Below are 12,806 nucleotides of genomic sequence, written 5' to 3' on the forward strand. Positions count from 1 at the left end.
GTGCCGAGCTGGAAGTACACCACGATCGGTGCCGCGGTGCTCGCGGTCGCCGTGCTCGTGGTGGCGCTCGCCGTCGCCCAGTACAACCGGGCCTTCGACAGCATCGTGCCGATCACGATCAACGCCGATCGCTCGGGGCTGCTGATGGATCCCGGCGCCGCGGTCAAGCTCAGCGGCGTGCGGGTCGGTTCGGTCTCCGCCGTGACCACCGACGGCAACGGCGCGCGGCTGTCGGTCGATCTCGACCCCGCCCAGATCGGGCACATACCCGCCGCGTTGTCCGCGAACCTGGTGCCCACCACGGTTTTCGGGGCGAAATACGTCGAACTCCGGCGGGCCGCGCCGACGCCGGGACACGTCACCGCCGGCGCCGTGATCGACCGGGCCAACGTCACCGTCGAACTGGACAACACCTTCGACGCCGTGCTCAAGACGCTGCAAGCGGTGTCCCCGGCCCAGCTCAACAGCGCGCTCACCGCGGTCGCCGACGCGCTGCGCGGTCGCGGTGCCGAGGCCGGTCAGGTCATCGGCCAGCTCGACGACTACCTGCGCAAGCTCAACCCGAGCCTGCCCCAGCTGTCCCAGCGCCTTCCGCAGATCACCGCCGTGGCAGGCGACTACCGTGACATCGTCGACCCACTCGCCGACACGCTCGCCAACCTCGGCGCCACCGCGACGACGCTGGTCCAGCAACGGCAGCAGTTCGCCGCGTTCCTGACCTCGCTGCGCACGGCCGGGGACGCGACCAGCCAGTTCCTGGAACGCGACGGCGACGGCCTGGTGACCACACTGGACACCTTGCGGCCGACCGCGCGCCTGCTGGCCCGCTACTCGCCGGTGCTGCCGTGCTTCCTCGGCGGCGTCGTGTACAACACCCAGTTCCTGCGTGCCATCATGGGCGGCCCGGAACTCGGTGGCATTCACCAGAACGTCCAGGTGACGATCAGCGGCCTGCCCGGCACCACGCCGTACAAGTACCCGCAGGACCTGCCCAAGACCGGAGTGGACACCGGGCCCGACTGCCACGGACTGCCCGTGGTGAACGGGATCCCGCCCTACGTCCACTACGACACCGGTGCCGATCCCTATCCAGGCCACGACGAAACCACGACGCTCAACCCGCAGCCGCTGGCGCTGTACCTGTTCGGCCCGCTCTCCCCGGTGGGAGGCGGCCGATGAAGACGGGCACGCTCGCGCTGAAACTGGGCGTTTTCTTCGCCGTGACCGGCCTGGCACTGGCCTATCTCGGTGTGCTGCTCGGCGGCGGGACCGGCGGGGGCGCTGAGGTGCAGGTGGCCGCGGTGTTCACCAACGTGTCGTTCCTCAAGCCGGGCGACGAGGTGCGGATCGCCGGCGTGCACGTCGGGCGGGTGGACACGATCGGCATGCGCCCCGACTCGACCGTCTCCGTCGCGATGTCGGTGTCCGGCGCGCCCCAGCTCACCGACGGCACCGCGGCGGCGATCAGGTACAAGAACCTCAGCGGCGACCGCTACGTCGAGCTCTCCGACGGACCGGGAACCGGACGGCCGCTGACCGCGAACGACACGATCCCGGTCTCGCGCACCACGCCGGCACTCGATCTCGACGTGCTCGTCGGCGGCTTCGAACCGCTGTTCCAGGCGCTGTCCCCGGACCAGGTCAACCAGCTTTCCGGTTCGCTGATCCAGGTCCTGCAAGGCCAAGCCGGCGCGCTGAGCGCCTTTCTGGCCGCGGTGTCCTCGGCCACGTCCGCACTCGCCGATCGCGACCAGCTCATCGGCAGCGTGATCGACAACCTCGACGCGACGCTGCGCACGTTCGACCAGCACAGCGCGCAGGTGGCGGATCTGCTGGTGCAGGCGCGGGATCTGGTCAGCGGGCTGGCCGCGGACCGGAACACGATCACCGGCGCGCTGAGTCACCTCAACGACCTCAGCGGCACCGCGGCGGCGCTGCTGCCGGTGCTGCGGCCCGATCTCAACGCCGACATCCGCGATCTCGGGCAGGTCTCGCAGACGCTGGATAACCACCAGGGTGAGGTGGATGCCGCGCTGCGCGAGCTGCCCGACGCCTATCGCGCGGTGGCCAGGATCGGCGTGCACGGCAGTTTCTTCAACGCCTACCTGTGCAGCGTGCGGGTGCGGATGACCGGCGCCGACGGACAGCCGGTCTACACACCGTTCATCGACAGTTCCGCGCCGCGGTGCCAGGACGGATCGGGGAACTGACATGGCGGGACCAGCAGACCAGGTGCGCCGCGACACACGGCTCGGCGTGCTCGGCACCGTGCTCGCCGTCCTGGTGGTCGCGGTGTGCGTGCGCGCGGACGCGATCTCCTCGGCGCTCGCGGGCCGGACGCTGCACGCGGTCTTCGCCGAGGCGGGCGGGCTCGCCGGCGGCGATCCGGTGGTGGTGTCCGGCATGGCGGTCGGCAAGGTCTCCGACGTGCAACTGCGCGACACCGACGTGCGGATCACCTTCACGCTCACCGAGGACGGCGTGCACCTGGGCACGCTCACCAGGGCCGGCATCAAATCCCGGAACATGCTGGGCCAGAAGGTGCTCGACCTCGCCCCCGCAGGTCCCGGCGAGATGGCCGACGAGGCGGAGATCGCGCTGGAGCGCACCACGGCCCCCTACGACATCACGCAAGCCCTGCAGGGAATCACCGACGAGGTGTCCCAAGTGGACACCGGGCAGCTCGCGGCCGCGATGAACACGGTCGCCGACGCGTTCGCGGGCACCCCGCAGAGCGTGCCGGGTGCCATCGACGGCCTGCGCCGTCTGGCCACCAGTGTGAACAGCCGCGACGCCGAACTGCGCGACCTGCTGCGGCACGCCGACGACGCCACCGCGCTGCTCGCACGGCACGACGGCGATCTGCGGACGCTGTTCGACCAGGGCACGAGCCTGCTGACCGCACTCAACGAACGGCAGGCGGTGATACAGCAACTGCTGACCAACGCGCAGGCGATGGCCGATCAGCTGACCGGGCTGGCCAAGGACAACGACGCGGTGCTCGGGCCCGCGCTCGGCGAACTGCGCGCGGTGCTGACGGTGCTGCAGCGCAACCGGGACAACATCACCGCGGCGCTCGCGAACGCGGTGCCGCTGCTGCGGGAACTGGGCGAGGTGGTCGCGAGCGAGCCCACTTTGGACGCCTACCTGGCGAACGTGCCGCCCACCAACTTCGTGCCCACGTTGCCGCAACTACTGGGGGCCGGGCGATGAAGACGAAACTGTCCTACCGCCTGCTCGCCGCGCTGGTCGTGCTCGCACTGGCCGGGGGCGGTGCGTACCTGTTCTTCGCGCCCGCCGCGCAGAAAAATGCGACGGCCTACTTCGACACGGCGGCGGGCATCCACCCCGGTGACGACGTGCGTGTGCTCGGCGTGCGGGTCGGCAAGGTCGATGACGTGACGCCCGACGGGACACAGGTCAAGGTGAGCTTCCACTACGACGCCACACGGACCCTGCCCGCCGACGCGGGTGTGGCGCTCGTCGCGCCGAACCTCGTCGGCGGCCGCTACCTGCAGCTCGCCCCCGTCTACCGGGGTGGGCCCGTACTGGCCGACGGCGCGGAGATCCCCAAGCAGCGCACGGTCGAACCGGCCTCCTGGGACCAGGTCAGCGCCGAGCTGACCCAGCTGTCCGACGCGCTCGGCCCGAACGGCGCCAACCGGCAGGGCGCGCTCTCGCGTGTGCTGCAGGCCGGTGCGGCGAACCTCGGCGGCAACGGCGCCGACTTTTCGCAGCTGCTGCACCAGCTTTCCGGCGCGTCCGCGACGCTCGCCGGCGGCAGCGGCGACCTGTTCGCCACGATCCGCAACCTCAACGACTTCACCACGGCGCTCAACGCGAGCCAGCAGCAGACCCGCACCTTCGCCACTCAGCTGGCCTCGCTCAGCACACTCGCCAACGACAACCGGGCACAACTGGCGAGCGCACTGTCCTCCGCGGACCGCGCGCTGACCACGATCACCGACTTCGTGGCCAAGCACAAGGCGGAACTGGGCGACACGGTGGGCGCGCTCACCGACGTCGCCGGGACGCTCGCGCGCAGCCGGGACGATCTCGCCAACGTGCTGCACGCCGCCCCGCAGACGCTGGCGAACCTCTACAACATCTACGAACCGTCGACGGGCTCGGCGAGTACCCGGTTCGTGGTGCCCTACACCAGTTCGCTGTCCAGCCTGGTGTGCCAGGCGATCTACTCGGTCGGCGGCACGATCGACACCTGCCGCAGCGCGCTGCAGCCGCTGCTCGGCCCGCTCAGCACGCCGTACCCGCCGGTCGGGGTCAGCCCGCTCGTGCGGCCGGGCACCAGCCAGCAGCAGGGGAGCGGACGATGAGACGGCTTCGTGCGCTCGCGGCCGGGTTGGCCTGCTGCCTCGCCGTGACCGCGTGCAGCGTGAACAGCGCGGATCTGGTGCCCATTCCGGGCGGTCCCGGCACGGGGGCCGGCTCCTACAGCGTGTTCGCGGAGTTCGCGAACATCGGCAACCTCGTGCCCCACGCCGAAGTGAAGGTCGACAACGTCACGGTAGGCACGGTACGCAGCGTCGGACTGCGCGGCTGGCACGCGTGGCTGGAGCTGCGCCTGTCGCCCAGCGCGGCGCTGCCCGCCAACGCGACCGCCGCCATCGGCCAGAAGAGCCTGCTCGGCGCCCAGTACGTCGAGTTGTCCCCACCGGCGGACCCGTCAGGCAGCCTGCGCGACGGCGACGTCATCCCGCTGGAGCGCACGAACCGCTATCCCGGCACCGAGGAACTGCTGTCCGCGTTGTCGCTGTGGCTCAACGGCGGCGGCCTGCGGCAGGTGCGCACGATCACCGGCGAGCTCAACGCGGCGCTGTCGGGCAACGAGCAGCAGGCGCGGGACCTCATCGGCAGGCTGGGCACGTTGGCGTCCACTGTGGACGAGCAGAAGGGCCAGATCATCGCCGCGATCGGCGCCGTCGACGGGCTCACCGCCAAACTGCGCGACAACGCGGCCAAGCTGGGCGACGCCATCGACCAGCTCGGCCCCGGGCTGCGGGTGCTCAACGAGCAGCGCGGCGAGCTGACCGGCGCGCTGGATTCGGTGTCGCGGCTTGGTGCGGTCGGCACGGACGTGCTCGACCGGTCCCGCGACGACCTGCTGGCCACGGTGCGGGATCTGCAGCCGACGCTGGCCGGGCTCGTGCGTGCGGGAGACGACGTGCCGAAATCGCTGGACACCCTCGGCACGCTGCTGTTCCCGCTGTCGGCCTACAAGAAGGCGGTCAAGGGTGACTTCGTGAACCTGTCGGCGACGCTGGATCTCACCGTGCAGGGCCTGCAGGACGGGATGCTCGCGGGCACGCCGCTGGAGACGGTGCTCAACGCCGCGCGCACCGCCCTGCAGGCCGGGGACCCGTTGCGCACCCCGCTCAGCCCGCCCACGCCGGAACCCGCGCCCACCACGCCGGCGCCCGCGATCCTCACGCCGCCGGCGCCGTCGTCCGCTCCGGCGCCGGACATTCTGGGCGGTCTGCTCGGCGGCGTGCTGGGAGGTGGCTGACGTGCTGGTCAAACGGATCCGCCTGCAACTGCTCGTGTTCGCGGTGCTCGCCGCGTTCGGCGTGGGCACGATCCTGGTCAACTACCTCGACCTGCGCCAGCTGTTCGGGTTCGGCCAGTACGAGATCTCCGTGGAGTTCACCGACGCGACCGGGCTGTATCCGGGCGCGATGGTGACCTACCGGGGCGTCGAGATCGGCAAGGTCCGGTCGGTGGATCTGGGCGGTCCCGGCGCGGTGGTCACACTCGGCATCAACGAAAGCGTGCGGATCCCGGACCATTCGCACGTCGCGATCCGCAGTGCCTCCGCGATCGGGGAGAACTCCGTCGACCTGACGCCCGGCCATGCGGGCGCGCCGTGGCTGGAGCCGGGCGCGCGGATCGCCGCCGCCGACACCTCGACCCTGCCGCGCGCCGACCACCTGATCAGCAGCCTGCACGATCTGGCGGCCTCGGTGCCGCCGGACGCCCTGCGCACGGTGTTGCAGGAGCTCACGACGGGACTGAGCGGGCGGGGCCAGGACGTGGGCACCCTGCTCGACTCGGCGCGCACGATCCTGCGCGAGGCAGGCCTGAACCTCGAACCCACGGTCGGGCTGATACAGCAGCTCGGCCCGTTCCTGGACACCCAGCACGACATCCGCGACCAGACGCATTCGCTCGCCGGTGACCTCGACTCGTTCACCGGCCAGTTGCGGCGCAGCGACCAGGATCTGCGGACCCTGCTCGCCGCGGTGCCACCGGCGGCCAACGAGGTGACCGATCTGGAGAACCGGCTCGGCCCGGTGCTGCCGCAACTGCTCACCGACCTGACCTCGACCGGCCAGGTGATCCGGGCGCAACTGCCCGGTGTTTCGCAGATCTTCGTGCTGTACCCGGCGATCGTGTCGGCGCTGCAACGCGTCATCCAGCAGCCGGGCGCCGCACCCGGGACCGCGCATCTCGGCGTGCGGCTCAGCGTCAACGACGTCCCGCCCTGTTACGAAGGGTTCGTGCCGATGGACCAGCAGCGCTCCTTCGAGGACACCTCACCGGCCCCGATCCCCGGTGACCAGTACTGCAAGGTCCCGCCCAGCGACCCGCGCGCGGTGCGCGGCGCGCGGAACACACCGTGCGCCACCGATCAAACCGTGCGGACCGCGCGGGCCGAGGACTGCCCGGACGGCGGCGGCACGCTGGTCGGCACGTACGACCCCGCCACCGGCAACGCGGCACTACCCGACGGCCGGGTGTTCGCACTCGGTGGCACAACCGGAAAGGAGCCGGCGACGTGGCAGGAATTGCTCGTCAAATGAGAGTCAGGGCCGTGCTGGCCTATCTGGTCGTCGCGCTGCTGATCGTCGGTCTCGGCGTGGTGGGCGGCCTGTACTACCAGCACGTGCGGGCAGGCGAGCAACGCGACGCCGACCGCGAGGCCGCGCTGGCCTCGGCCCGGCAGGTGGTGCTCGACCTGGTCGAGATCGACCCGAAGACGGTCGAGCAGACCGTGCAGCGGCTGCGCGACAGCGCGACCGGGGCGTTCCAGCCGGAGCTGGCCCAGCAGGCCGACGCGATCAAGCAGGTCGTGTCACAGTCGCAGGTGAGCTCGCACGGTTCCGTCGTCGAGGCGGCACTGTCCAGTTCGGACGGTGACAACGCGGTCGCGCTGGCCGCCGTGCAGGCGACGGTGACCAACGCGGCCGCCCCGCAGGGTGAGCAACGGCAGTACCGCTTCCGTGTTTCCCTCCAGCGGGCCAACGCGAAATGGCTCGTGTCCAACCTGGAGTTCGTGGCATGACCGAGAAGACGATGACCGTGCCCAGTCCGGTCCGCAGGCCCAGCCCGGTGCCGCGCGACCCGGCCCCGAGCCCGGTGCCGCGTGACGTGACGCCGAGTCCGGTCCAGCCTGAGAGCAAGCGGCGTTCGCTGCTGCGGCGGATCCCGCTCACCGCGGTGATCGCGGCCGTGCTGGTGCTCGCCGCGGGCGCGGCGGCCCTGGTGCTGCAGGGACGCGCGAGCCAGGCCGACCGCGTCGAAGCGGCGCGGAGCGCGGCGCTGCAGGCCGCGCGGCAGCACGTGCCCGAGGTGCTCAGCTACAACGCGGACACTGTGGACAAGGATCTCGCCGCCGCGGTGAGCGCGACGACCGGTCAGTTCCGCGCCGAGCTGAGCGATCTGCAGCGCACCGTGATCCGGCCGTCGGCGACGGCCGACAAGATCAGCACCAGGACCACCGTCTCCGACGCCGGTGTGGTGCGCGCCGCCGAGCACGAGGTGGTCGTCCTGCTGTTCATCAATCAGCTGACCAGCAGCCAGAAACAGACCACGCCCCGCGTCGACGGGGCGCGCGTGCGGGTGACCATGCAGGACGTGAACGGCGACTGGCTCGTCTCGGCGCTGCAACCGGTCTGAATGGACCGCTCAGCCGCGCCGGGTGGACAGCCGTTGCGAGAGCCGGGGCAGGCTTTCGGTCGTGGTGAGGGCGAATTCGGTACAGATGGTGACGAGTTCGTCGCGGTCGCAGTCGATCCCGCCGTCGAGCCAGACCAGCACCAGTTCGGCGAAACCGCCGGTGAGCACCAGCGACACCGCCTGCAACAGGCGCTCGCGCTCACCGGGAAGGTCGACAAGACCGCGGATCTGGCCGACCATCGCCTCGGCGACGGCGCGCATCGCGGTGAAGCGGCGGCGCATCAGCACCTCGCTGCCGTGTGCCTCGCTGAAGGTGACCCGGGCCCGCCGCGGATCGTCGGTCAGGTCGGCGATGATGGTTTCCAGCGCCGCGTGGGTCTTGGCCTCGAGATCGTCGGGGGCCTCGGCGACGGCGGCCAGCGTGCGGGTCAGCGCGGTTTCCACGATCTCGTCGTGCACGGCGGCGGCGAGCGCGTTCATGTCCTCGAAGCTCTCGTAGAAGAACCGCGGCCCGACGTGCGCCTCCTCGCACACGGCGCGCACGGTCGCCGCCGCCCAGCCCTGGGTGCCGATGACCTCCAGCGCCGCGTCCAGCAGGCGACGCCGGCGCTCGGCACGCCGCTCGTCGGCGGTGGCGCCCCGGTAGATCCCGCTCAGTGTCCGTGTCACCCGATCAGTCTGTCACACCAATCAGGAATCAAACGTTTACGGATAAAAGTGTTTCCTGTTATGGTCGGAGTCGTTCGCACCGTGGCGAAGAGAGGTACGCGATCATGGCTACCGCACTCGCGGACAGGCTGGGCTCGGCTCTGGGCAAGCTCAGCACCAAGGCACCCTCACCGAGCAGGCCGCTGGCCGTACCACCACCCGGGTCCGGCCTGCGCCCGGTGCCCGGTGACTTCGGGCTCCCCTTCATCGGGCACACCCTGGACCGGCTGAGCAACCTGCTCGAAGCCTCGCGCGGCCGCTACGAGCGGTACGGGCCGGTGGAGTGGGGCGGCATGCTCGGCACCAAGATTGTCGGCGTGTACGGGCCGGAGGCCACCGAGGTGGTCGTGTCCAACAAGGACAAGGCGTTCGCCAACGGCGGCATCTACGAGTACCTGATCGGCCCGTTCTTCCACCGTGGCCTGCTGCTGCTCGACTTCGGCGAGCACCTGCATCACCGGCGGATCATGGCCAAGGCGTTCACCCGGCCACGGCTGGCCGGCTACCTCACGGCGATGAACCCGCGGATCGAGCGCACGCTCGACGGCTGGCAGCCGCGTAACGGGTTCCCGGTGTACTCCGCGGCCAAGCAGATGACCCTCGACATCGCCACCGAGGTGTTCGTCGGCGAGACCTCGGGCAGCGACCACCGTAAGATCGAGAAGGCGTTCGTCGACGCCGTCCACGGTGGACAGGCCATCCTGCGGTTCCCGGTCCCCGGCGGGATCTGGGCCCGCGGGCTACGGGGACGCCGGCTGCTGGAGGACTACTTCCGCTCCCGGCTGCCCGCCCGGCGCGACGGTGACGGGGACGACCTGTTCAGCGTGCTGTGCCGCGCCGAAAGCGAGGACGGGCACCGGTTCAGTGACGAGGACATCGTCAACCACATGATCTTCGCGCTGATGGCGGCCCACGACACGAGCACCATCACGCTGGCGATGATGGCCTACTACCTCGGCGGGCATCCGGAATGGCAGGAGCGGGCGCGCAGCGAGTCGATCGCGCTCGGCAAGGCCACGGTCGACCACGACGACCTGGAGAAACTGCCCACCCTGGACAAGGTCTTCAAGGAGACGCTGCGGATCAACGCCCCGGTGGGCGCGCTGTTCCGGCAGGCGGTCAAGGACACCGAGATCCTGGGCTTCTACATCCCGAAGGGCACCAAGCTCGCCGTGTCCACCTACGCCTCGCACCGGATCGCGGAGTGGTGGCCCAATCCGGACGTGTTCGATCCCGAACGCTTCTCCGAGGAGCGCCGTGAGGACAAATCGCACAAGTTCACGTGGGCACCGTTCGGCGGTGGCGCGCACATGTGCATCGGGCAGTTCTTCGGTGCCATGGAAGTGAAAGCGGTCATGCACCAGATGCTGCGGCGGTTCTCCTGGACCGTGCCGGCGGGCTACGAACCGCCCATCCGCTACGGCACCGGGCCCATGCCGACCGACGGGCTGCCCGTCGACCTGCGTGCGCTGGACATCGCGTGACCGCCGTCGTCAGCCGCATCCGGGACCGGCTGGCGCCGGCGCCCGAGGACGTGGGGCCGGCCACCCGGCGGGCCCGCGAGGCGCAGCCGGCGTGGGCCGCGCGGCCGGTCCGGCAGCGGGCCGCGATCGCGTTGCGGTTCCACGATCTTCTGCTGGAGAACGAGGACGAGATCCTCGACCTGCTGCAGTGGGAGGTCGGCAAGGCGCGGATCCACGCGCTGCAGGAGGTCGCGGCCGTGGCCGGGGTGGCCAGGCACTACGGCCGCCGCGCCGCGCACTACCTGCGTGACCGCCGCCGTCGCGGCGCGGTGCCGTTGCTGACCCACGTCACCGAGGTCCGTCATCCCAAGGGGGTCGTCGGCATCGTCGGACCGTGGAACTATCCGCTGTTCCTGTCCATCGGCGACGCGCTGCCCGCCCTGCTCGCGGGCAACGCGGTGGTGATCAAGGCCGACGAGAAGACCCCGCTGTCGGTGCTGTGGGCGGCGGAACTGCTGGCGCGCGCCGGGCTGCCGCCGGGGCTGCTGCACGTGGTCACCGGCGACGGCCCGGTGGTCGGTGCCGCCCTGATCGACCAGGTCGACTACGTGTGCTTCACCGGTTCGACGCGCACCGGCCGCGTCGTCGGGAAGCAGGCCGCGGGCCGCCTCATCGGCTGTTCGCTCGAACTCGGCGGCAAGAACCCGATGATCGTCCGCGCCGACGCCGACCTCGACCGCGCGGTCGAAGGCGCGGTCCAGGCGTGCTTCTCCAACGGCGGCCAGCTCTGCCTGTCGGTCGAGCGGATCTACGTGCACGAACGGATCGCCGAGGAGTTCACCCGCCGCTTCGCCGACCGCGCCGCCCGGATGCGGCTGGGCGCGCACTACGACTACACCGACGACATGGGACCGCTGGTGTCCCAGCGGCACCTGCGCACCGTCGAAGAGCACGTCGAGGACGCGCGGCGCAAAGGTGCCACGGTCCGCGCCGGCGGGCGGGCACGCCCGGACATCAGCCCGCTGTGTTACGAGCCGACCGTGCTCACCGGTGTCACGGCCGAGATGACGGTGCACGCCGAGGAGACGTTCGGTCCGGTCGTCTCGGTGTATCCGGTGTCCTCCGACGAGCAGGCCGTCGCGCTGGCGAACTCGGGCAGCTACGGGCTGAGCGCGAGCGTGTGGACGAAGGACACCGAACGCGGGCGGGCGCTCGCGCGGCGGATCATCGCGGGCGCGGTGAACGTCAACGACGGCTTCGGTGCGGCCATCGGCAGCGTGGACGCCCTGATGGGCGGGATGCGCGAGTCGGGCGTCGGCCGCAGGCACGGCGCCGAGGGCATGCTCAAGTACACCGAGGCGCAGACCATCGCCGTGCAGCGGCTCGTCCCGATGCCGCCGCAGCCCGGCGTCGGGCTGGCCCGCAACGCGACGCTGATCAACGCGAGCCTGGCGATGATGCGCAGGCTCCGGCTCCGCTGACCCCGAGGAGACATCGTGATCGAATGGTCCGACACCGACATCATGGCCCGCGACGCGATCCGGGCGTTCGTCGACAAGGAGGTGCGCCCGAAGGTCGACGAACTCGAACACGGTGAGCTGCTGCCGTACACGGTCATCCGCAAGCTCTTCCGCGAGTTCGGCATGGACAAGATGGCCCGCGAGGGCTTCGAGAGGGAGATCTCGGGCGAGCGCGGCGGCGGCTCGGGCTCGGCGATGTCCTCGTCGATGGGCATGATCATGGCGGCGGAGCTGTCCGGGGTCAGCATGGGCGTGCTCACCGCGATGGGTGTCAGCCTCGGCCTGGCCGCGTCGACCATCCGGGCGCGCGGCACGGTCGAGCAGAAGAAGCGCTGGCTGCTGGATCTGCTCACGTTCGACAAGGTCGGCGCGTGGGCGATCACCGAGCCCGACTCGGGTTCGGACGCGTTCGGTGGCATGAAGACCAGGGTGCGCCGCGACGGCGACACCTATGTCCTCAATGGACGAAAGACGTTCATCACGAACGGCCCGTACGCCGACACCGTTGTGGTGTACGCGAAACTCGACGACGGCAGCGACGTCGACCCCCGCGACCGGCCGGTGCTGACCTTCGTGCTCGACTCGGGCATGCCGGGGTTCACCCAGTCCACACCGTTGCGCAAGATGGGGATTCACTCGTCCCCGACGGGCGAGCTGTCGTTCGACAACGTCCGCCTCGAACCGGACCGGCTGCTCGAAGGCGGGCAGGGCGACGGCAAGGACAGCGCGCGGTCGAGCTTCGCGATGGAGCGCATCGGGGTCGCGGCGATGGCGCTCGGCGTGATCGAGGAATGCCTGCGGCTGTGCACGGCCTACGCCAAGGAACGTGAGCTGTGGGGGCAGAAGATCGGCTCGTTCCAGCTCATCCAGCTCAAGCTGGCGAAGATGGAGGTGGCCCGGCTCAACGTGCAGAACCTGGTGTTCCGCACGATCGAGACGTTCCAGGCGGGCAAGACGCCGAGCCTGGCCGAGGCCTCGGCGTTCAAGCTGTACGCCTCCCAGGCGGCCACCGAGGTCGCGATGGACGCGGTGCAGTTGTTCGGCGGCAACGGCTACATGTCCGAATACCGCGTCGAACAGCTCGCGCGCGACGCCAAATCGCTGGAGATCTACGCCGGCAGCAACGAAATCCAGATCACCCACATCGCGAAGGAAGTCCTGCGCCGTTGAACTCCTGGGTCCCCACCCCAGTGCTCGGCCG

Annotated in this window: 12 protein-coding genes; 11 read left to right on the forward strand and 1 reads right to left on the reverse strand. The window is 70.4% G+C overall.

The window, feature by feature from the left end:
* The 8 genes from HFP15_RS02100 to HFP15_RS02135 are packed head-to-tail and all read left to right on the forward strand — an operon-like array spanning position 1 to position 7,914.
* The gene (locus HFP15_RS02100; protein ID WP_168510751.1) at positions 1-1,179 is read left to right on the forward strand and encodes an MCE family protein; all 1,179 of its coding nucleotides are present in this window, start codon (positions 1-3) and stop codon (positions 1,177-1,179) included.
* On the forward strand, positions 1,176-2,210 hold the full coding sequence (locus HFP15_RS02105) for an MCE family protein (RefSeq protein WP_168510753.1): 1,035 nt from the start codon (positions 1,176-1,178) through the stop codon (positions 2,208-2,210). Before HFP15_RS02100 ends, HFP15_RS02105 begins: the two co-directional genes overlap by 4 nt.
* Before the next feature lies 1 nt (position 2,211).
* The gene (locus tag HFP15_RS02110) at positions 2,212-3,213 is read left to right on the forward strand and encodes an MCE family protein (RefSeq protein WP_168510755.1); all 1,002 of its coding nucleotides are present in this window, start codon (positions 2,212-2,214) and stop codon (positions 3,211-3,213) included.
* Positions 3,210-4,334 carry an MCE family protein gene (locus tag HFP15_RS02115; protein ID WP_168510757.1) on the forward strand — a complete coding sequence of 375 codons (1,125 nt, stop codon included), beginning with the start codon at positions 3,210-3,212 and terminating at the stop codon, positions 4,332-4,334. Before HFP15_RS02110 ends, HFP15_RS02115 begins: the two co-directional genes overlap by 4 nt.
* Positions 4,331-5,524 carry an MCE family protein gene (locus HFP15_RS02120; protein WP_168510759.1) on the forward strand — a complete coding sequence of 398 codons (1,194 nt, stop codon included), beginning with the start codon at positions 4,331-4,333 and terminating at the stop codon, positions 5,522-5,524. The genes HFP15_RS02115 and HFP15_RS02120 overlap by 4 nt, the downstream gene beginning before the upstream one ends.
* Before the next feature lies 1 nt (position 5,525).
* Positions 5,526-6,818 carry an MCE family protein gene (locus HFP15_RS02125; protein WP_168510761.1) on the forward strand — a complete coding sequence of 431 codons (1,293 nt, stop codon included), beginning with the start codon at positions 5,526-5,528 and terminating at the stop codon, positions 6,816-6,818.
* A complete protein-coding gene (locus tag HFP15_RS02130; protein ID WP_168510763.1) occupies positions 6,815-7,300 on the forward strand; it encodes an Rv1363c family protein in 486 nt (161 codons plus the stop codon). The genes HFP15_RS02125 and HFP15_RS02130 overlap by 4 nt, the downstream gene beginning before the upstream one ends.
* Positions 7,297-7,914, forward strand: coding sequence for an Rv1363c family protein (locus HFP15_RS02135; protein WP_168510765.1), 618 nt, complete (start codon positions 7,297-7,299; stop codon positions 7,912-7,914). The genes HFP15_RS02130 and HFP15_RS02135 overlap by 4 nt, the downstream gene beginning before the upstream one ends.
* A 9-nt stretch (positions 7,915-7,923) precedes the next feature.
* Here HFP15_RS02135 and HFP15_RS02140 read toward each other — a convergent pair whose 3' ends face one another.
* Positions 7,924-8,583 (reverse strand): TetR/AcrR family transcriptional regulator, encoded by a 660-nt coding sequence (locus HFP15_RS02140; RefSeq protein WP_168510767.1) that lies wholly within the window; start codon positions 8,581-8,583, stop codon positions 7,924-7,926.
* Between the two features lie 104 nt (positions 8,584-8,687).
* Between HFP15_RS02140 and HFP15_RS02145 the strand changes: the two genes are divergently transcribed.
* Genes HFP15_RS02145 through HFP15_RS02155 form a run of 3 tightly spaced genes read left to right on the forward strand, consistent with a single transcriptional unit; the run spans position 8,688 to position 12,775 of the window.
* Positions 8,688-10,106, forward strand: a complete 1,419-nt coding sequence (locus HFP15_RS02145; protein WP_168510769.1) for a cytochrome P450 — start codon at positions 8,688-8,690, stop codon at positions 10,104-10,106.
* Positions 10,103-11,566 (forward strand): succinic semialdehyde dehydrogenase, encoded by a 1,464-nt coding sequence (locus HFP15_RS02150; protein WP_312871397.1) that lies wholly within the window; start codon positions 10,103-10,105, stop codon positions 11,564-11,566. The genes HFP15_RS02145 and HFP15_RS02150 overlap by 4 nt, the downstream gene beginning before the upstream one ends.
* A gap of 15 nt (positions 11,567-11,581) precedes the next feature.
* A complete protein-coding gene (locus tag HFP15_RS02155) occupies positions 11,582-12,775 on the forward strand; it encodes an acyl-CoA dehydrogenase family protein (protein WP_168510771.1) in 1,194 nt (397 codons plus the stop codon).
* Positions 12,776-12,806 lie beyond the last annotated feature (31 nt).

Origin of the sequence: Amycolatopsis acididurans, assembly GCF_012328925.1 — a bacterium.
Classification (GTDB): domain Bacteria; phylum Actinomycetota; class Actinomycetes; order Mycobacteriales; family Pseudonocardiaceae; genus Amycolatopsis_E; species Amycolatopsis_E acididurans.